Source organism: Reichenbachiella ulvae, assembly GCF_025833875.1.
GTDB lineage: Bacteria > Bacteroidota > Bacteroidia > Cytophagales > Cyclobacteriaceae > Reichenbachiella > Reichenbachiella ulvae.
In genome coordinates, this window is the sequence record NZ_JAOYOD010000001.1 from 5,030,070 (window position 1) to 5,052,500 (window position 22,431).

The 22,431-nt window shown below is 41.7% G+C and carries 8 protein-coding genes; 7 read left to right on the forward strand and 1 reads right to left on the reverse strand.

Going from position 1 to position 22,431, the window contains the following annotated elements:
• Window positions 1-47: 47 nt before the first annotated feature.
• Window positions 48-2,273 carry a M1 family metallopeptidase gene (locus N7U62_RS20755; protein ID WP_264140034.1) on the forward strand — a complete coding sequence of 742 codons (2,226 nt, stop codon included), beginning with the start codon at window positions 48-50 and terminating at the stop codon, window positions 2,271-2,273.
• 369 nt (window positions 2,274-2,642) lie between these two features.
• Here the strand turns inward: N7U62_RS20755 and N7U62_RS20760 are convergent, their stop codons facing one another.
• Window positions 2,643-4,922 carry a glycoside hydrolase family 3 N-terminal domain-containing protein gene (locus N7U62_RS20760; RefSeq protein WP_264140035.1) on the reverse strand — a complete coding sequence of 760 codons (2,280 nt, stop codon included), beginning with the start codon at window positions 4,920-4,922 and terminating at the stop codon, window positions 2,643-2,645.
• Between the two features lie 154 nt (window positions 4,923-5,076).
• On the opposite strand from N7U62_RS20760, the gene N7U62_RS20765 reads away from it, so the two are divergent.
• From N7U62_RS20765 to gnd, 6 genes are all read left to right on the forward strand, one after another.
• Window positions 5,077-9,210, forward strand: coding sequence for a two-component regulator propeller domain-containing protein (locus N7U62_RS20765; RefSeq protein ID WP_264140036.1), 4,134 nt, complete (start codon window positions 5,077-5,079; stop codon window positions 9,208-9,210).
• 147 nt (window positions 9,211-9,357) lie between these two features.
• Entirely contained in the window at window positions 9,358-12,567 is a 3,210-nt protein-coding gene (locus N7U62_RS20770; protein WP_264140037.1) for a SusC/RagA family TonB-linked outer membrane protein, read from the forward strand.
• An 18-nt stretch (window positions 12,568-12,585) separates the two neighbouring features.
• Complete coding sequence (locus N7U62_RS20775) at window positions 12,586-14,277, forward strand: RagB/SusD family nutrient uptake outer membrane protein (RefSeq protein ID WP_264140039.1); 1,692 nt, start codon at window positions 12,586-12,588, stop codon at window positions 14,275-14,277.
• Window positions 14,278-14,374: 97 nt separating this feature from the next.
• Window positions 14,375-17,677, forward strand: a complete 3,303-nt coding sequence (locus N7U62_RS20780) for a VCBS repeat-containing protein (protein ID WP_264140040.1) — start codon at window positions 14,375-14,377, stop codon at window positions 17,675-17,677.
• 132 nt (window positions 17,678-17,809) lie between these two features.
• The gene (gene bglX / locus N7U62_RS20785; RefSeq protein ID WP_264140042.1) at window positions 17,810-20,092 is read left to right on the forward strand and encodes a beta-glucosidase BglX; all 2,283 of its coding nucleotides are present in this window, start codon (window positions 17,810-17,812) and stop codon (window positions 20,090-20,092) included.
• Window positions 20,073-21,986 carry a decarboxylating NADP(+)-dependent phosphogluconate dehydrogenase gene (gene gnd / locus N7U62_RS20790; RefSeq protein WP_264140043.1) on the forward strand — a complete coding sequence of 638 codons (1,914 nt, stop codon included), beginning with the start codon at window positions 20,073-20,075 and terminating at the stop codon, window positions 21,984-21,986. The genes bglX and gnd overlap by 20 nt, the downstream gene beginning before the upstream one ends.
• The last annotated feature ends 445 nt before the right edge of the window (window positions 21,987-22,431 follow it).

Consider the following 22,431-nt stretch of genomic DNA (forward strand, 5'->3'; position numbering starts at 1 on the left):
TACGGAGGTGCGTGAGCACTGAGGATTCTACTTAAATAATGAATTATATGAAGAGAATTTTGATTGTAGCCCTAGCGCTGCTGCCCTTGACTACTTGGGCACAGGGAGAATGGGATCAGAAATTTGAGCAGTTAGGTACTATGTTGCCTACTCCTACCGATTATAGAAATGCATCTGGAGCTCCAGGGGTCAAATATTGGCAGCAAAAGGTGGATTACAATATCGATGTGGAGCTGATAGATGAAACTCATCAGATCATCGGTAAAGAAACCATCACATATACCAACAATTCCCCAGACCAATTAGGGTATCTATGGGTACAGTTGGATCAAAATATGCGTGGAAAGGATTCAGACACACCGTTAGTCGAGTCATCAGAAATGAAATCCTCAATGTCAGGAAAGTCATTGCAGAATTTGACCAAAGAATTTGACTATGAAGGTGGATTCAATATCGAATATGTGAAGGATGCGAAGGATAAAGCGCTTCCATACATGATCAACAAAACCATGATGAGAGTAGACTTACCAGAGCCATTGGCGAGTGGAGAGAGTGTTTCTTTCAAGATCGCTTGGTCATACTTCGTTCAGGACAGAATGAACATGGGGGGTAGATCAGGATACGAGTATTTCCCAAAAGATGATAACTACCTCTATGCCATTGCACAATGGTTCCCAAGATTGGCAGTCTATGATGACCTGGAAGGATGGCAAAATAAGCAGTTCCTTGGTCGTGGAGAGTTTGCTTTGGAATTCGGAGATTATGAAGTGAATTTGACGGTTCCTGCTGATTTTATGTTGGCTGCTACCGGAGAGCTACAGAATCCAAAAGAAGTTTTGACTGCTACTCAATTGAAGAGATTCGAAAAGGCTAAGCAAACTTTTGACAAACCAGTTTTCATCGTGACTGAAGAGGAAGCGATTGCCAACGAATCTTCAAGATCAACTGCTAAGAAAACCTGGACTTTCCAGGCAGATGATATCCGTGATTTTGCATTTGCTGCCTCTCGTAAGTTTATCTGGGATGTGCAAGCGGTGAAAATTGGTGACAAGACGCCATTGGCCATGTCTTACTATCCTAAAGAAGGAAACCCACTATGGGAAGATGAGTCTACGAAAGCGGTGGTAAATACGCTCAAGACTTATTCTAAGCACACCATCGAGTACCCCTACTCCAAAGCGATTTCCGTTCATACAGCGTCTATAGGTATGGAGTACCCGATGATCTGTTTCAACTATGGTCGTCCTGATGAGAATGGTGAGTTCTCTGATCGTTTGAAATGGGGAATGATTGGTGTAATTATCCACGAAGTGGGTCACAATTTCTTCCCAATGATCATCAACTCTGATGAAAGACAGTGGACCTGGATGGACGAAGGGTTGAATACATTCGTACAATCTTTGACTGAAAAGGAGTACTACCCAGAGAAGCCTTTGAGAAGAGGAGAGGCTAAGTTGATAGTGGACTATATGAAAGGAGATAAAATGTTTATCCGTCCTATCATGACTAATTCTGAGCAGATACTTCAGTTTGGTAACAATGCTTATGGCAAGCCAGCTGCGGCATTGAGCGTGTTGAGAGAGACCATTATGGGGCCAGAGTTGTTCGATTATGCTTTCAAAACTTACTCTGAAAGATGGGCATTCAAGAGACCGAGCCCAGGAGACTTCTTCCGTACAATGGAGGATGCTTCTGCAGTTGATTTGGATTGGTTCTGGAAGGGTTGGTTTTATACAACGGATCATGTGGATGTGTCCCTGGACAAGGTGACCTGGTACAAAATGGGTGTTCCTGAAGAGACAGTGGAAAATAAGCCTAAGAAAGGGAAGAAAGGCAAAAAAGTGTCTGAAGAAAATTCTGAGTCTGGTGAAAAGGTTTTTGAGTTTGCTGATGAAGCGGATGTGTTCGAATTCCAAAACACCTCTGATAGAAGTTATCGTGAGTTCATGAATCGTGTGGATGACGATGCAGTGAAGTTGGCCAATGAAAACAAGAACTTCTATGAATTGACATTCTCTAACAAAGGTGGTTTGGTAACGCCGATCATCATCGAGTGGACTTACGAAGATGGAAGTGTAGAGACTGAGTATATCCCAGCAGAAATCTGGAGAATGAATGAAAATGTAGTCAAGAAGGTGTTTGTCAAAGAAAAGAAAGTGACCAATATCGTGATCGATCCAAAGGAAGAAACAGCTGACGTTAATACTGAAGACAATATCTTCCCAAGAGTGGAGAAGACTTCAGAATTTGATCAATTCAAAGCAGCTAACTGATAGTTGAAATAATAAAAATGGAAGGCCTCTGGTAGAATTCTGCCAGAGGCTTTTTGTTTTAAGAGGACCCTAAAAAAAAGCCCTGAACCAAGTAGGTTCGGGGCTTTTAGTTGAATGAAAAACTGAACTGTTGATTAACCAGTCTTTGGAAAAAGCCAGGGAGAACTCGATTGGCTTTACATTTATTAGAGGATTTAAATTAGTCTTGGGTCATTCTTAAGATCAAAACTTAAAACTCTGCTGAATGTTCAATCCTGTGTCCCTCCCGGCTTACCCTCTTTTCTTAAAATGAGAAACAGGGAAAGTGTAGGTTGGTACTTTTATTAAGTGTTAAAATCAAAAAAGCGAAAACCAAATCAAACTGAAGGGTTACTTCAATTCAAAATTTGATTTTTTATCACCAACACTTACACTAAACTCCCCTGCTTCTACTGTTTTTTCACTGGCTGCATTGATGAAGCTTAGGTCATCAGCAGTGAGTGTAAAGGACACATTTTTACTTTCACCCGCTTCCAGGGAAATCTTAGTGAACTTTTTGAGTTTTTTGTAGCTAGGAGTAACCGAGGCGTAGAGATCAGATACAAAAAGATCAACTGCTACTTTACCAGCACGATCACCTGTATTGCTTACTTCTACAGTTACCTTTATCTCATCACTCTTGGTGTAAGATTTTTTATCCAATTGAATTTCTCCAAATGTGAAAGTGGTATAGCTCAGACCATGTCCAAATTTCCATTGAGGATTGTATCCGCCTCCTCCATAAGAGTCTGGAATGAACTCAGTTACTTCCTCTGTATGTTTGCGATCATACAGTACTACATCACCTGAGTATCTTGGATATGAAAAAGGCAAAACTCCTGAAGGGTTCACATCTCCATACAATATCTGCATAGTGGCTTCAGCTCCTTGACTGGCAGGACGATAGAGATTTACAATGGCATCAGCACCATCTACGATCTTTGAGATGACACGCGGTCTGCCTTGTGCAAGTAGCAGTACAACTGGCTTGCCTGTGCTGTAGGCCGCTTTTGCCAACATGATTTGATTGTCATTCAAATTCAAATCATGAATTCCTCCTGGAGATTCAGCGTAGGACTTTTCACCGATTGCCAAAATAATGACTCTAGCTTTGGCTGCATTCTGCTTCAAAAAGGCAATATCTGTGTTGCTCGGGTCTTCGAAATCATTGGTAGAATTGGAAATCACATTAGCTGCTCCAATTCTATTTTCTAAAGCCTGCTTGATTGTAATCGTACTTTCTGGAAATTGATTCTCGTCGCTTCCTTGCCAGGTGTAAGACCATGATCCATGAAGAGCTCCTTTGCTATTAGCAGCAGGTCCCATCAACAATACCTTTCCGCCTTCTTTGAGAGGTAAGGTTTTGTCATCATTTTTCAGCAAGGTAATAGATTCTAACGCTGCATTAAGCGCTACTTCTTTGTAAGCATCCTTGCCAAAAAGAGCAATGGCTTCTTCTTCCGGGTAAGCATTTTCAAAAAGACCCAGGTCGAATTTAAGCTTTACGATTCTGTAGACCGCTTCGTCGATGCGACTCATGGGTACTTCGCCATCATTGACCAATTCAACTAGCAAGTCGAAGAAGCTATAATCTACCGGTACCATGCTCATGTCTACTCCAGCGTTTACGGCTATCTTCACCGCTTCTTTAGGAGTAGCTGCTATTCTGTGTCTGCTATGTAGACGAATGATGTCTTCCCAGTCTGATACAGCCAGTCCTTCAAAACCCAACTCACCTCTCAGGATGTCGGTCAGGTAGTATTTGCTACCATGAACTGGGATGCCGTTGATTTCGCCAGAATTGATCATAACAGTACTACTTCCAGCCAATGTTGCTGCCTCGAATGGAGGTAGGAAGATTTCTCTCAGTTGAGTGTCAGGTATGTAAGCCGGAGTACGGTCTTTTCCGCTCAGTGGTACTGAGTAACCCAAATAGTGTTTCATACATGAAGCCACGGCTGATATTTGATCCAAACCATCTTCTTCATAGCCTCTGATTGCTTCAAAGCCTAATACAGAAGAAAGCACGGTGGCTTCCCCATACATTTCTTCATATCTAGCCCATAGCGGTTGTCTGGCAATCCCAAGAGCCGGATCGAAATTCCATCGGATTCCTGAGGCGCGAGTTTCTGCTGCAGTGATTTTGGCGGAGGCTTTTACCAGTGCTGGATTTCTGGTCGCACCCATTCCTATGTTGTGAGGAAATAGCGTAGAACCCTTGGTATATGTAGTTCCGTGTATGGCATCAATTCCATATAAAATAGGGATTTGAAGTTCCGTCTCTTTCGTAGCAATGTCCTGAATGGTCGTCAGTAAATCATGCCATTCTTCCAATGAAAGCGGAACACCATTTACGTTGAGGATAGATCCTACCTTTTTGTTGATAATGGCATTTTTCAACTCTTCGATATTGAGTTGATTGTCTTTCATGAGCATGCTCAAAGTGATCTGAGTCATCTGCCCCACTTTGTCCTCAACAGACATTTTTTTGAGGAGCTCTACCACTCGCTCATCTTTCGCTGATGATGAAGCTGTCTCGCTAGTCGGTGAACTAGGAGTTTCGCATCCTATCAAACAGAATAATGAAATCGCTAATAATGCCGCGATATTCTTTGTATATTTTGAAATCATTTTTTGTGAACTACATTAATAAAAATATGTGTCACAAAGATGCTGGAGGCTAAATCCTGAGTAGAGAGGTATATATACCAAACAACATAGGTGATTTGTTCAGCCCCTTCGCACTAAGGAATATTTTGAAAATATTTACGGTAAAGAATGTATTATGAAAGCAGCGAGGATATTTTTTCTTTTCTATTGGTGTATTGCTCCGTCTATAAATGCCCAGCAGAGTGTTTCGGATTATCAGTTCGTTTCTATCCAACAGGAACTGTCTCAAAACACGGTGACCGCATTGGCTCAGGATGAAAATGACCTGCTATGGATCGGTACACGAAGTGGACTCAATCGCTATGATGGGATCAACATGAAAACCTTCATGTTCAATGGAGAAGACAGCTTGTCTATTTGCAGCAATTATATAAGGAGTTTATACCTGACCCAAAATCAAAAACTCATCATTGGTACATTGGCAAGAGGGTACTGTGTGTACGACGAGAGGTCCGAAACATTCACCAAGCTACCTTCTAAGAAAGAACCGCTAGAACTAGCGACATCAACCATCAATACCTTCTACGAAGATGAAGAAGGGAATATATGGATGGGTACAGAACATAGAGGAGTATTCATGTGGAAGAAGAAGGAACAGGTCTTTGTTCAATATCGCCATAATGAAAATGACGCCTGGGGAATTTCCTCAAACAAAGTAACTGGCATAGTAGGGGATGATCGAGGCAATTTATGGATTTCTACCTGGGGCGGGGGACTGAATCTTTTTGATAACAATACGAAGCGCTTTATTCATTTTATGAAGGATGGAGACAATGGCCCTCAGTCCAATATCATCCGGTGCTTTGCCAAAGGAAATGATGGTACCCTGTGGTTAGGTACGGATCGAGGCGTGGATAAAGTCACCTACAATAGATCGGGTAAATATGAATTTGAACATCTGCCTATTAAGAGTAATAGAGGAGAGGACCCTTTTGTTTTGACTATACTAGAAGACAGCCAGGATCGACTATGGATAGGTAGTGAAAATCATGGAGCCTGTGTAGTCGATTTAGAAACGGGTGATCATCACTGGTATGCCAGTCAGTCCAAAAGTGAATACAGCATCAAAAACAATTCTATATGGGCGCTGATGGAAGATTCTCAGGGTATCATTTGGGTGGGTACTTTTAATAAGGGACTCTATAAATTGGATGAAGGAAATTGGAAGTTTCCGGTATACAAGCACAACCCTTATGATGAGCAATCCTTGACGCATAATGCTGTCAGCTCTTTTTATGAAGACGATCAAGGAAATGTTTGGATCGCCACAGATGGTGGAGGAGTCGATTATTGGGATAGGAAAAAGGATACCTTCAAACACTATCGAAAAGAGAGTAATCCGAATATGGTGGATGAAGTGCTGAGTGTGATGATAGATCGAAACGAATCGGTATGGATTGGGAATTGGCAAGGCGGAGCTTTGGTTAAGAAAAAGGGGCAAAAGGACTTTGTGCCCTTTCAGATGGAACACAATTTTGATTTACAGAGAGACCGTGAAAATGTATTTGCAATCAAGGAGGATTCTCAAGGGCGCATCTGGTTTGCGGTTTTTAGGGGAGGGTTGTTGTACTATGATCCTGCGAGTGATGTTTTTCAAAGCTATGCTCATGACGAATATGATTCAAGCTCTATCAGTTCTAATGATGTTCGACATGTATTCGAGGATAGTAAAGGTCGATTTTGGATTGGTACCGAAGGGGCTGGTCTCAATGTTTTGACTGATCCTTCACGAGGTAAATTCAAGCGATTCTATTATAATCAGGATGACAGTACGACCTTAAGTAACAACACGGTTCAATGTGTGATAGAGGATCCGAAGGGTAGGATCTGGGTAGGCAGTTCTGGAGGTTTGAATCTTTATGATGAAACGAATCAAACCTTTGTCCATTATGGCGAAGAAAACGGTTTTGCAGATGAGGTCATACACTCGATGCAGATCGATGAAAATAACAATCTTTGGATTAGCACCAATAAAGGGATCGTTCGATTTGATCCAGAGACCAGGAAGGTTAGGAATTTTGATCTAAATGATGGTCTTCAGGCCATGGAATTTTTTAAGCATTCTAGTTTTAAACTGTCCGATGGTCAGATGTTATTTGGTGGAGTTGATGGGTTCAACGTGATAGAGCCTGGTCAGGTGTCTGACGATTTTGATGAACCACAGGTTTACCTTGTGGACTTTAGACTATCTAACCGGTCGGTTAAGAAAATTGATGATATTCAATATTCTGGTGAGTTGATGATCGATGCTCAGGTAGAATTGAACTACAATCAAAATGATTTCAATTTTGAATTTGCTCAGATCAACTTTAATCAATCGCAAAAAAATCAATATGCTTATCGATTAAAAAATTATGATAAGGGATGGCAAGAATCTGGAAGCAGACGTGAGGCTTACTATACGAATGTTCCTCCTGGTAATTACGTTTTTGAGGTGAAAGCAACCAATAATGGTGGAGAATGGAGTACGAAGCATGCATCATTGGCCATTACTATTCGTCCGCCATGGTATGCTACGATTTGGGCCTACCTACTCTATGGATTGTTGGTTATGGGGATTCTTTATTATGCCTTTCAGACTGTTTTGAATAGGGAAAGACTCCAAACCAAACTGGTGCTGGAGCATATGGAATTGTCCAAGATGCAAGAATTGGATCAGATGAAGTCCAGCTTTTTTGCCAATATCTCCCATGAGTTTAGATCTCCTCTGACCCTAATTCTGGGGCCACTGAAAGCCATGATTGAAAACGGGGATTTTAATAGTACCAGAGAGCAGGTCGCCATGATGCTCCGCAATGCTGAAAACCTTTTGAATCTAATCAATCAGCTATTGGAGTTGTCTAAGCTAGAGTCTGGAAAGATGAGACTAGAACTAGTAACCATGAATGTCAATGAGTTTCTGAAACCAATCATCCATTCCTTTTCATCCATGGCCAATAGAAACAATATGGCATTTAAGGTGGTTATGCCCTCTAAACCTGTAGAATTGTCTTTTGATAGGGATAAGTTGGAGAAAATAGCAGTTAACCTGCTTTCCAATGCCTTTAAGTATACCAATGATTTTGGAAAGATAGAGGTAGCGCTTCATGACTTTCCTGACAAGGTGATTTTAGAGGTGAAAGATGACGGGATTGGAATTCCAGATGAGGAACAGGACTTTATTTTCAATCGTTATTATAGAGTTCGGGACAATAAAAAGAAAAAAAGCAAAGGTACCGGTATTGGGCTTTCCTTGACTAAGGAGTTGGTTGAGCTACACCATGGTCATATAGAATTTACTAGTCGTGAAAATGAAGGGACCAGTTTTGAGGTGCACCTTTTCAAAGGAAAGGCTCATTTTGATGAGGAAGATTTTGAGCATCAAGAGCAGACAGCTGTCATGGTGAGTCGAGAAAACCAAGGGGTGTACGAACTGGAGGAATCGGTGATTCAGTCTTCTTCTTCCAATGAGTCCTTGGAAGAAGAAGAGGATAAAAAACTACCTCTTATATTAGTGGTAGAGGATAATCTTGATATTCGAACCTACATCAAAGGGATCTTGAATTCAGAATACCGGGTTATTCAGGCTGAAGATGGGGTACAAGGAATAGAGACAGCTAAAGAACAGATTCCGGATTTGATCATTACTGACGTGATGATGCCTGGTAAGGATGGCTTTGAGTTGTGCAAAAGCATCAAGTCGGATGTGAAGACCAGTCACATTCCGGTAATTCTATTAACAGCCAAGGCCTCCAATGACAGTGCCTTGGATGGATTCGAGTTAGGAGCAGATTATTATATTACCAAGCCCTTCAATCCCAAACTGCTGAGTCTTAGAGTAAGGAATGCACTCAATACCAGAGATCAAATCCGTGGGCAGCTCAATAACAATACGCTGAATATAGAACCTAAGAATGTAAAAATTGCTTCGCGCGATGAAGAGTTCATCACAAAAGCCGTTTCTATCATTGAAGAGAATATTTCTAATTCGGAATTTTATGTAGACGATCTGGGCAAAGAGCTAGGGATGAGTCGCATGCAGCTATATAGAAAACTCAAAGGTCTGATTGGGCAGTCAGCCAATGAATTCATCAGAACCATTCGACTCAAAAGAGCAGCGCAACTCATCAAGCAAGGAGAACTGAATATTTCTGAGATTACCTATCAAGTAGGATTCAATGATTTGCAGTATTTCAGGGATTGTTTCAAGAAACAATATGGGATGAATCCTTCTGAATATTCGCAAGGGGTAACTGAAAAAACCTTATAAAATCCTTAAATAGAGTGATTTAAGCAGGGTGTGAAACAATTACCCCATCCCTTTGTGATAAATCCCGTGTGCTAATCCATGATTTAAAAAGGAAGTTTGGAATACGATTATTACTAAATCTATTTACTAATTTTTAAATCTATTAGCATGATTAAACTTAGACAAACTAAGGTTAGGTTGCATGGCCTAATGAGAATGTCTCTGTTGCTACTGGCACTATCTGGGTATAGTGCCATGGCGCAGGACATAGCTATTAGTGGTAAGGTTACCTCCACTATGGGCGAAGAATTACCTGGGGTGAGTGTTCTTATTAAAGGAACCTCTCAAGGTACAGTTACAAACGCAGAGGGGAACTATTCCCTGAAAGCCAATTCAGCAGATGATATTTTGGTATTTTCTTTCATTGGGATGAAGGCCCAGGAAGCAGTTATCGGAGGCAGATCTGTGATTAACATTACCATGGAAGAAGATGTGGCATCACTAGAAGAGGTGATAGTGACAGGTTATTCTTCTGAATCAAAACAAACCATTACTGGATCTGTTGATGCTTTAGATGCCGAGAAGGCCTTCTCTATTCCATCTACATCTGCAGCCGAAGGTTTCCAGGGACGTTTAACTGGTGTTACTGTTACTTCTGATGGTAGCCCGGGACAAGCTCCTATTGTAAGAGTACGTGGTATCGCAACTACGGGTAACAATGATCCATTGTATATCATCGATGGTTTCCAAACCAATGATCCGAACTTTCTTACAGATCTTAATACAAGTGATATAGAAAGTGTAACGGTATTGAAAGATGCAGCAGTGGCTTCTGTATATGGTGCCAGAGCTACCAATGGTGTAATTGTAATTAAGACCAGAAAGGGTTCTTATAACGCAGGCAAGCCAACCGTAACATTTGATATGTCTTATGGGGTTCAAACTCCAATAGAGTTTCCCGACATGCTTAATTCTGAGCAACTAGGTGAAGTGTTCTGGCAAAGTATGGAAAATGATGGTTTGACCAGTGCGGATGATGCTTGGGGACATCCACAGTTCGGTGATGGTGATACTCCACAATTGTCTCAATTTATGGGTAAGCCTGGATTCGATTCCTCTCAGCCATATGATGCAGACAACAACAGATTCGCAAGAACTAGCAATGGTACTGATTGGTTCGACGAGTTGTTCGATGATGCGAGATATCAGAATTACTATTTATCAGTGAATGGTGGAACCGAATCTAGCAAATACATGATGTCCATGGGTTACATGGAGAGAGAAGGTATTTTGTTAGGGACAGGATATGACAGATACACTGGACGCGCCAATACCGAATTTGCTATAAACGATCGATTAAGAATTGGTCAGAATTTAAGTTTAGCATATTCTAATCAAGTGTTGCAGCCAGGTATGAATGGGGATGACAGTCCTATTGCATTGGCTTACAGAGCCAGTCCATTGATGCCTGTCTATGATGAAGGTGGAAATTTTGCTGGAACATTTGCAAGTTCAGCTGGGTTGGGTAATGCGCAAAACCCAGTGGCTGTAATGACTAGAGCAAAAGATAACGACAATGCAAATCTTAGAGTTTATGGTGATGCTTTTATAGAAGTGGAACCAATCGATGGGTTAGTATTAAAATCTAACATCGGGGTAAATTACAGAACAGGGGTTGGAAATATCTACACAGCCTTGAATCCTGAGCATAGTGAAGCCATTACTAGCAATATGTTGTCGACAGGTAAATTTGTAAGTTCTGGATATGTTTGGTCGAATTACCTTTCTTATGATAAGAAATTTGGTAACCATACAGTCTCTTTCTTTGGAGGTGTAGAGGCTATCAAAAATTCATTTGAGATCTCAGTTATTCAGCAAACTAACTTCTTGCTTGGTGATGATGTAGTGGACTTCCGATTGATTGGTGCTGGAACAGGTCCTATCAGTGCACCTCAAGGTTCTAATTCGAGTACAAGCTCTTCTTTGTTCTCGTATTTTGGTAAGTTGAGTTATAATTTCTCCAATAAGTATCTACTTTCAGCAACTCTGAGACGAGACGAAACATCTAGGTTTTTAGAAGGAAACAATACTGGGGTATTTCCTGCATTCAGTTTGGGTTGGGTGTTGAGTGAAGAAGCTTTTATTCCTGATTTTATTGCGAATTTAAAAGTAAGAGGGTCTTATGGACAGATGGGTAATCAATCTTTACCGACTGCCAATCCTGTTAGTAATATAAGTGTTCTGAATGATGAATACGCATTTTATAATTTTGGTGGGGCTAACACACCAGGTGCTATTCTTCAAAACCCTGGTAACCCTAACTTGACTTGGGAGACTTCAGTGCAGCAAAACTTAGGTTTGGATGTCGCCGTGCTGGGTGGAGATGTTGAGTTCACTTTTGATTATTTTGACATTGTCAGTCAGGATAATATAATAGCTCCTCCTACTGTTACCACAGGACCTTATGCACCGACTAATCCTTATTTCAACTTGGGTGAAATAAGTAACAAGGGTATTGATCTGGCACTTTCTTATGCGAATAATTCTAGTAGCTCAGAGTTGAAATATCAAGTGGGTCTAAAAGTGTCTCGTTATCGAAATGAAATATTGAAAACAGATGAGCAGGACAATTCATTGGTTGGCGGTAATATCAGAGGCATCACTTTTACCAATTCTGAAGTAGGGGGGCCTATTTCTTCTTTCTACGGTAGAGAGGTAGTAGGGATTTTCCGATCTGAGGCCGAAGTAGCTGCTGCGCCGGATCATGGTTTTGCCACGGATGCCGATGGAGTGGGTAGATTCCAATATGCAGATTTGGATGGCAATGGTTCAATTGATGATATGGATAGAAAATCCTTAGGTAGCCCTAACCCAGATTTTACCTATGGGTTTAACCTTGATATTCAATACAAAGGCTTTGATTTAGCCTTGTTCATTAATGGGTCTAAAGGCAATGAAATTTATAACTACACCAAAGCTTTGACAGATTTCCCAACATTTTACAATGGTAACAGAAGTGGAAGGGTATTGGATGCATTCCATCCGACAGATAACCCAGGTGGTTCGGTTCCTGCCTTGAGCCAAAGTGTTCAAAATAATGAAACACAGCCAAGTAGTTATTATGTAGAGGATGGCTCTTTTATGAGATTGAAAAACTTGCAGATTGGTTATTCTCTTCCAGAAGATATCATCTCTACAGTAGGGATGTCGAGAGCAAGAATTTACCTACAAGCTTCTAATTTGTTTACCATCACTGATTACAGTGGATTGGATCCAGAAATTGGAAGGTTCAATAACAATGATATTGATACAGGTATTGATTTCGGTAGCTACCCTACTTCTCAGACTTATCTTATAGGCTTAAGTGTTGATTTTTAATCTTAAAGAACTAAAGAAATGCAAAAAAATATAAAAATATTCATTCTAACAGTTCTGTCAGCTATCATAGGCATGGGCTGTAGCGATGAGTTTCTCAAAGGGACGCAAAAAGGTACCCTTAGTGATGAATCTCTTCAAAATGAAACAGGAGTCGATCTGCTATTGACTGCTGCATATAGTATACTGGATGGTTCGGTTGACGGACAGAACAGGGAAAGATCAGGAGACAACTGGTGGATAGATGTCTTGACTGATGAGGCACATAAAGGAAGTACGAATGGTGACCAGGCGATACTTCATGATCTACAGACTTATAGCAATTGGTCAACCAGTAACAACTATTTCTTTTTGAAATGGGAAGGTCTATATGCAGGTGTAAATAGATGTAATGCTGTAATCAATCTAGCAAACAGTATCACTGATGTAGATTTGACTCAGAAGATTGCGGAGGCTCGCTTCTTGAGAGGCCATTTCAATTTTGAGTTAACTCGTATTTGGAGAAATGTTCCTTATATTGATGAGATAGCAACGATTGAAAATCCTGACGTGGCTAATAATGGTCCATTGTGGGATGAGATTGAAGCAGATTTTCAATTTGCAATCACAAACCTTCCTGAAGATCTTGGACCGGGTAGAGCCAATTCATGGGCAGCTAAGGCCTATATGGGTAAGGTTCACCTCTATCAAGAGGAATGGACCAATGCAGAGACGATTCTTGATGATGTGATCAACAATGGACCGTATGATTTGAATGCTGAATTTGTAGATAATTTCAATGGAGCGGGTAAGAATGGTATAGAAGTAGTGTTCTCTATTCAACATGAAGCGAATGATGGTGCTACCAACAACGGTAATGGTAACAAAGGTGGAGAGTTGAATTTCCCAGGTGGAGGACCTTATGGTTCATGCTGTGGATTCTATCAGCCAACACAGGATTTGGCTAATGCTTTTAAAACTACAGGTGGACTTCCACAACCAAACACATACAATAATTCGGATATAGATAATGATTATGGTGTAGCTTCTGCAGATCCATTTACTCCATATGCGGGCGAGTTGGACCCGAGAATTGACTATACAGTAGGCCGAAGAGGGATAGACTACAATGGTTGGGGAGAGCATGTGGGTTTCGACTGGGTAAGAGCTCAGGCAGATGCTGGACCTTATCTTCCTAAAAAGAATACCTACAAAGCTGGTGAAGATAATACTCGCGGTACTGCAGGCTGGGGACAGCAGGTTCCAGGTCTTCATTATAATGTGATTCGATTTGCTGATGTATTGCTAATGGCAGCAGAAGCGAAAGCGGAACTAGGTGATGCGGCAGGAGCGATGGCATTGGTGAATCGCGTGAGACAACGAGCCATTGATATGACAACTGTTAAAGATGTAGCTAATCCAACGAACGATGCAGCTAATTATAGTATTGCTCTTTACACGGCGACTGATTTTACTGCAGCTAATGCCGTGGAGCTTGTAAGATTCGAGAGAAAGTTGGAATTGGCCATGGAAGGTCACAGATACTTTGATTTGACTAGATGGGGAATATTACCTGAAGTGATGAATGAATTTTTCACCAATGAGGTAAGAACCGTTTCTACATTAGTGACTGGTACAGTTCAGGATAGGCACGAAGTGTTCCCAATTCCTTTGAGAGCTATTGATGTTGCAGAAAATCTGACTCAGAACCCTGAATGGTCAGCTGCACAATAATGATGAAAGAACTTTGTGAGATTTAATAAATTAATAGGCTGGCTATGTCCAGCCTATTTTTGTTTTGTTAGCTTAAACCCTCTTATTTCAAAACAGAATGATGAAATTCAATACTTTACTATTCGTAACCTTTATTTCCACCCTAATATTTTCCTGTCAGACAGACCAAAAAAAACAAAACGTATCGCGATTCGAATCGATTAGTAGTGAAGATTCGGGTGTTACATTCTCAAATGATGTGACTGAAAGTGATACTTTGAACTATTTTAAATATCCCTATCTCTACATGGGTGGAGGAGTAGCCATTGCAGACTTTGATAATGATGGCTATCAAGATCTGTTCTTTACTGGGAATATGGTTTCTAATGCACTTTATAAAAACCTTTCTGGTCTCAGATTCGAAGATGTATCCAAAAGAGCCGGTATTCAGGGCCGAAAACATAAATGGTACACTGGAGTAACCACGGTGGATATCAATGCAGATGGTTGGATGGATATCTATGTGAGTGTCGCTGGTCTGGGTCAGGATCGCAAAAACGAATTATACATTAACAACGGAGACTTTTCTTTTACAGAGTCCGCTGAGGAATATGGACTGGCAGATGCTGGCAATTCGGTACAGGCTAGTTTCTTTGATTATGACAATGATGGCGATTTGGATGTTTATATAGCTAACTACCCAATCACCAGTTTCAGTACCTCATCTATGCAGTACAAGCATATGATGAACACGGTGACATTAGAAAAGAGCGACCATTTATACAGAAATGATGGAGAAGGTGATTTTCAAGATGTAACTATCGAGTCAGGGTTGCTGTCTTTTGGGCTGTCGTTAAGTGCAGCAGTGGCGGATTACAATCAGGATGGCTATCAGGATATTTATGTCTCCAATGATTTTAGCTCTCCTGATTACTTTTATATCAATCAGGGAGACGGGACTTTCAAGGATGAGTTGCAGCAAATCACCCAGCAAACCTCTTTTTATGGGATGGGGACAGATGCCGCAGACATCAACAATGATGGGCTGATTGATCTGATGCAGGTAGATATGTCTGCGGAAGATAACCGAAGGCAAAAAGCCAATATGGCCAGCATGAATCCTGACTTATTTTGGTCTACGGTCAATAATGGTTTTCACTATCAGTATATGTATAACTCTCTTCAACTGAACCGTGGTATTGTGAATGGGGTGCCAGTAATGAGCAATGTGGCATGGATCTCTGATGTGTCTTCTACGGATTGGAGTTGGGCCCCGCTTTTTGCAGATTTTGATCAGGATGGTTTCAAAGACTTGTTTGTGACCAATGGCACCAGAAAAGAAATTAACAACAAGGATTTCTTCAAAAAGCATGAAAAGGAAATTGCGCGTGCCTCTGATCAGGAGTTGAAGAAGTTAACGGATTTGTTACCCTCCGAACCTATTCAGAATTACATCTATAGCAATCAATCAGGTAAGGGCTTTCAGAAGGAAAATGAGAATTGGGGGATAGCTTATAAGGGCTTTTCAAATGGTGTCGCTACAGCTGATTTGGATAATGATGGTGATTTAGAAATAATCATCAACAACTATGATGATGAAGCCTTGATTTATAAAAGTAATAGCAATGAATTGGCTCTTGGAAATTACCTGAAAATAAGGCTGGAAGGATCAAAGCAAAATCCATTGGCGATTGGTTCAGAAGTTCACCTATATAATAATGGCTTGCATCAGGTGCAGCAACTCAATGTATCCAGAGGCTTTCAGTCATCCGTAGAGCCAATCCTTCATTTTGGATTGGGGAAATATACGACCGTGGATTCTATTCAGGTATTCAAGTTTGGTCAGTTGGTCAAAACAATGAATGATGTAGCTGCCAACCAGACTCTAACTATAAGCACCAATTCAGAATCAAAAGGACTAAGACCATCGGAAGGAGCCACAAAAGTCCTGCTCACAGAGTTGACCGATGAGCTGATTACTCCAGTCAAACATGTTGAAAACGATTTCGATGATTTCAAGGTGCAGGTACTGCTTCCTCATAAGATGTCGAATTTTGGTCCAGCTATGGCCTCAGGAGATATCAATGGAGATGGCTTGTTGGATTTTTATTATGGAGCGGCTTCTGGTTATTTAGGTAGTTTGTATCTGCAAAATGCAGATGGGACCTTTACTGCACAGGAACTTAAAGAGAAAAATATTTGGCACGAAGATCTAGACGCAGCGTTTTTCGATGCAGATCAGGATGGCGATCTGGACTTATATATAGTGAGCGGAGGCAATCAGGATGCCGATGGTCATCAAAATTATCAGGATAGGTTGTTATTGAATCAGGATGGAGTTTTTGAATTAGCTGCTGGGGCTCTACCTATGATGTATCATAGTGGATCATGTGTTCGTCCATTTGATTATGATCAAGATGGTGATCTGGATTTGTTTGTGGGTGGTCGACATGAAGCGCAGCATTATCCTTTTCCGGGACACAGTTATTTATTAGAAAACAAGTCTGAATCTGGACAATTGAAATTCGAAGATGTGACCGGCTCAATTGCTGATGGTTTGCAAAACATTGGGATGGTGACGGATGCGCTCTGGACTGATCTGAATGGAGATGAAAGAAAAGACCTGCTGCTAGTAGGAGAGTGGATGCCTATTACTGCATTCGTCAGTACAGCTCAAGGATTCGAAAATCAGTCGGACGAACTATTCCCAGGGAATACCAATGGCTGGTGGTTTAGTATAGAGCAAGCAGATTTTGATCAAGATGGCGATTTGGATTATGTCTTGGGTAATCTGGGAAGGAATTACAAATACCAGGCGAGTAAAGAGGCTCCTTTCGCTATTTATGCAGATGATTTTGATAACAATGAAAAGAGCGATATTGTATTGAGCTATCACAGTGAAGGGGAAGAATACCCTGTGCGCGGTAGGCAGTGTTCCTCACAGCAGATCCCTGCTATCAAAGTGGCCTACAAGGATTACAATTCTTTCTCTACTGCGAGCGTTCAGGATATCTTCGGAGATGAAAAGCTGGCAAACAGTTATCATTTTCAAGTCGAAGATTTTTCAAGTATTTATTTAGAAAACCGAGCGGGTGAATTTATTTCCACAGCACTTCCGTTTGAAGCCCAATTTTCACCGATCAATGATTGGTTGGTTCTGGACGTAAATGATGATGGCAATAAGGATCTGATCGCGGTGGGAGGACTGTATGCTTCTGAAGTCGAAACGCCTCGAAATGATTCCAGCATTGGGTTAGTGATGCTCGGAGATGGAAATGGAGCGTTTAACTCCCTGACATTAGCTGAATCTGGATTGTTAGTTCCTCATGATACCAAGAAGATTCAATTATTGGATATGGAATCAAAGAAGTTTGCCATAGCCAGCAATCAAGGACCATTGCAGATTTTTCAATCCAAATAAATAGGCTATCAAAGCGATAAAAGCGAGTTTTTATCGCTTTGATAGATTTACCCCTCCAATCTGAAATATTTATGCAACGATTCCGTGATTAGTCCTTCTAGTTTTGATTTCTGAAAACTCGAATAAATCAAGATGAATCATAAGTACTTAAAACATCCGGCGATTTTGGTGATCATAGCCATTGCTTTGGTCGCTATTAGTTGGAATCACCCTAATACCTCTCGACCCGAAGAAGATCAGCGCATCGAAGCGCTATTATCCAAAATGTCTTTAGAGGAGAAATTAGGACAACTTAACCAGCGAGGAACGTCCTCACGTGAAAGAGGAATTTCAGAAGAACTTAAGTCCAGTGTCAGAGCGGGAAAAGTTGGTTCGTTTCTCAATGTGCAGAGCAAGGAATCCATCCTGGAACTCCAAAGAATTGCCGTGGAGGAAAGTCCCAATGGCATCCCGCTCATTTTTGCTCGAGATGTGATACATGGATACAAAACCATTTTCCCGATCCCTCTGGGACAAGCTGCTACCTGGAATCCAGATATAGTAGAACGTGGTGCTAGAGTAGCGGCGATTGAGGCGAGTTCTCAGGGGATCCGCTGGACCTTTGCACCGATGATCGATATAGCTCGAGATCCTCGATGGGGACGAATCGCAGAGTCAGCTGGCGAAGATCCTTATTTGTCTTCTATTATGGGGGAAGCGGCCATTAAGGGGTTTCAAACTGATGATCTGAGTAATGGCAACTCATTGGCTGCCTGTGCCAAGCATTTTGTTGGATATGGAGCTGCCGAAGGAGGTAGGGACTATAATACCGCCGATATCAGCGACCCGCTTTTGCACAATGTCTACTTGAAACCTTTCAAAGTTGCATCGGATGCAGGTGTGGCGACCTTCATGTCTTCTTTCAACGAACTCAATGGGGTGCCAGCCACAGGCAATGAATACATATTAAAAGATGTGTTGAGAAAGGATTGGGGATTTGATGGTTTTGTGGTGAGCGACTGGAACAGCATCACAGAAATGATTGCACACGGTTTCAGCCCGAACGCCAAAGAAGCGGCTTTCAGTTCGGCCAAGGCAGGACTTGATATGGAGATGACCAGCCAGGCTTATGAGAAGCACATGAAAGAGTTGATCGAGGAGGGGCGCTTGTCCATGGATCAATTGGACGAAAAAGTGAGAAACATCCTTCGGATCAAATTTAGAATGGGACTATTTGATAATCCCTATTTCGATCCTGAACAAGACGTACTTTATGCAGAGGACCATTTGGCAGACGCCAAAGAAGCAGCGATGCAGAGCATGGTCTTGTTGAAAAATAAGGACAATATTTTGCCTCTTAATCCTAAAAAGTCGAAAGTAGCCGTAATTGGTCCCTTAGCAGATGCACCACGGGAGCAATTGGGAACCTGGATATTTGATGGAGATGAAAAACATTCAGTTACCCCGCGTACCAGCCTTTCGGAAGCTTTTGGGAAGAGAATGACCTTTGCCAAAGGTTTAAGTTTTAGTAGAGACCAGACTGAGGAGGGATTTGCAGACGCCATCAAAGCGGCTGAAGCTTCAGATGTGGTACTATTCATTGCAGGAGAGGAGGCTATCTTATCAGGGGAGGCACATAGCCGGGCGAACATCAATTTGCCGGGTGCACAAGAGAAATTAATTACTAAGCTGTCCGAGACGAACAAGAAGATCGTCTTGGTTATTTTGGCGGGCAGGCCCATTACGTTGGGCAATGTTTTAGACAAAGTGGATGCTGTGCTTTTTGCCTGGCATCCTGGCACAATGGCTGGGCCTGCTCTCGCCGATTTGATTACAGGACAGGCTTCTCCTAGTGGCAGACTACCGGTCAGCTGGCCAAAGTCAGTAGGGCAAATTCCGATCTATTATAATCACAAGAGTACAGGGCGACCAGCTAGCGAGGAAAGTTTTGTTCATATCGATGACATTCCGATTCATGCATGGCAAAGTTCCTTGGGCAATACGTCCCATTACCTGGACGAAGGGTTTCATCCATTATATCCTTTCGGCTATGGGTTGACCTACAGTCAGGTTGAATATGATGCGCTTTCACTTCCTTCCGAGATTTCTTTAGATCAGGAGACAATCAAAGTGTCTGCTTCTATAAAAAATGTAGGAGATAAAGAAGTGACCGAAGTGGTACAGTTGTATGCACAGGATATGTTTGCTAGCTTGACACGCCCAGTCAAAGAATTGAAACGTTTTAGGCGTGTAAGCCTTGCTCCAGGTGAGAGTAAAACCGTAGCGTTTGAATTGGCTTTAAAGGATCTTGAGTTTTATAATCAAAAAGGCGAATGGGTGTTAGAGCCTGGTACCTTCAAGATTTGGATAGGTCCCAATGCGGCAGAAGGATTAGAAGGGAAGTTTGAATTGATAGATGCAAAAGACAACGGATAAGCCCATAGTTATAGTTTTTGGAGTCAGTGGGTCTGGTAAGAGTACCATTGGTCAGCTCCTGAGTCAGCATTTGTCGGTGCCCTTTGCGGATGCCGACGACTATCATCCTCAGAAGAATATAGACAAGATGGCTTCAGGCCAGCCACTCAATGATCAGGATCGAGAATCCTGGTTACTTGACTTGGCGGGTCTGATAGATGAGAACAAGGAGAAAGGCTTGGTGTTGGCTTGTTCAGCTCTGAAGGAAAAATACAGGAAGATTTTGTCTTCAGGGGATCAGAAAATCCATTGGGTTCATTTGGCAGGGACAAAGGAGGTGTTGACCGAAAGATTGCAGCAGCGCAAGCAGCATTTTTTCAATCCCGCATTGCTGGACTCTCAGTTGGCAACTCTCGAAAAGCCGAAATATGGTATAGAGGTGAACGTGGAGGATTCACCCGAAGAGATTATTAATACAGTTTTAGAATCAATGAGCAGTAAGAAATCAGAGTTTGGATTGATAGGATTGGGTGTGATGGGAAAGAGCTTGACCTTGAATCTGGCCAATCATGGAGTAGAGGTATTGGCTTATAATAGGCAGGCCGAAGGAGAAGAGCACATTGTTCCTCAGTTTTTGTCGGAGAATTCTGATAAGCCAAATCTTCGCGCAACCAATCAGCTAAAGGAATTTATCTCTGAGCTAGAGATTCCGCGCAAGATTATGCTGATGGTCAATGCGGGTGCAGCCGTGGATGCTGTGATTGAAGACCTTTTGCCTTCATTGGATCCCGGGGACATAATCATCGATGGAGGCAATTCTCATTATCATGATACCAAACGAAGAAATGACTATTTAAAAGAAAAGGGAATCCACTTTGTCGGTTGCGGTGTGTCAGGTGGAGAGGAAGGCGCGCTCAAAGGACCATCCATGATGCCAGGCGGAGATAAGGAGGCCTATGAAAAGATTGCTCCCTATTTAGAACGGATTGCGGCCCGAGACAAGAATGATGAAGGCTGTTGCACCTATATAGGACGAGAAGGTGCTGGCCACTTTGTAAAGATGGTACACAATGGAATCGAATATGCAGAGATGCAATTGATCGCAGAGACTTATGCTATGCTGAGAACCGCAGGAATGCCCATCGATCAAATGGCTGAGTTATTCGAGGACTGGAATCAAGGAGACTTAAAAAGCTACCTGCTAGAGATTACTGCTGATCTACTGACGGTAAAGGATGGAGATGAATACCTAATCGATCTGATTTATGATGCTGCTGGGCAAAAAGGTACAGGAGGATGGTCTACCACAGCAGCGCTAGATGTGGGTGTTCCTTTCAGTACGATTTCCGAATCGGTCATGGCCCGATGCCTTTCTGCACAAAAGCCGCTCAGGATAAGGGCTTCCAGGCTCTACGGTGAGAGGCCAGTCATTGAACGGGATTTGCAAACACTGATCCCCAAAATCAAACAAGCCTATCAGTCTGCTAGGGTTATCAACCATGCCATTGGTTTTGAGATGATCAAGAAGACCTCTGAAGAAAACAACTGGGGAATCAATCTTTCCCAGCTTGCTCGGATATGGACCAATGGTTGCATCATTCGCTCTAGTTTGATGGAAGAGCTTGTGAGTAGCTTCAAAGCTTCTCCTGAAGAACATATGCTTTTGGCACCTTCCTTTGTGGATTTGTTAAAAGGAAGTCGTAAGGAATTGACAGAAGCTGTGTCAGAGGGATTACAGATGTTTCTTTCATTGCCAGTATATGCTGCAGCTTTGAATTATCTCAATGGTTTTACTAATGAGCAATCATCTGCTAATATTATTCAGGCGCAGAGAGATTACTTCGGTGCTCATACATTCCAAAGAAAGGATAAACCCCTTTCCAAGTATTTCCATAGTCAATGGACCAATAAGTAAGTCTTTGAGGTGCACTGTTAACAGTATTCAAAAATAATTTAGGTTATAAGTTTCAGGTGTTCAAGGGGTTGAGGTGATGTGTATTAAAAGTTTAGATTTATTTGTTTTCGGTGTTAGGAAAAGAGGGAAAAGTGTGTTTATCTTTGCGTCCCGTTTGAGGGAAAAGGCACTAGCAGAGTGCTGGAAAGTTTACTGAAGAAGGATAGAATTGATAGGGGAGAAGCTAGCAGGTATAAAGCGTTAGGGAGATCTCTGAAGGGTTAGAAAAATTAAAAAAATAAATCTCAATTCTTATTTGGAAGTTAGCGCAGAGTGTTTTTATCTTTGCGTCCCGTTTGGGAGAGAGACAGCTAAGAGGGTTGTTTTTGAATTGAAATGTTGGCAAAATGATGAAGGTTTTGAGCCTTGAGGTTGGATGTTTTTCGGAGCATTTAAGAGGTTCAAA

What these genes read in the sequence shown, in the direction of transcription:
- N7U62_RS20765 (WP_264140036.1), top strand. Translation starts at nt 5,077, where the DNA reads ATGAAAGCAGCGAGGATATTTTTTCTTTTCTATTGGTGTATTGCTCCG.
- N7U62_RS20755 (WP_264140034.1), top strand. Translation starts at nt 48, where the DNA reads ATGAAGAGAATTTTGATTGTAGCCCTAGCGCTGCTGCCCTTGACTACT.
- N7U62_RS20780 (WP_264140040.1), top strand. Translation starts at nt 14,375, where the DNA reads ATGATGAAATTCAATACTTTACTATTCGTAACCTTTATTTCCACCCTA.
- N7U62_RS20760 (WP_264140035.1), bottom strand. Translation starts at nt 4,922, where the DNA reads ATGATTTCAAAATATACAAAGAATATCGCGGCATTATTAGCGATTTCA.
- N7U62_RS20775 (WP_264140039.1), top strand. Translation starts at nt 12,586, where the DNA reads ATGCAAAAAAATATAAAAATATTCATTCTAACAGTTCTGTCAGCTATC.
- gnd (WP_264140043.1), top strand. Translation starts at nt 20,073, where the DNA reads ATGCAAAAGACAACGGATAAGCCCATAGTTATAGTTTTTGGAGTCAGT.
- N7U62_RS20770 (WP_264140037.1), top strand. Translation starts at nt 9,358, where the DNA reads ATGATTAAACTTAGACAAACTAAGGTTAGGTTGCATGGCCTAATGAGA.
- bglX (WP_264140042.1), top strand. Translation starts at nt 17,810, where the DNA reads ATGAATCATAAGTACTTAAAACATCCGGCGATTTTGGTGATCATAGCC.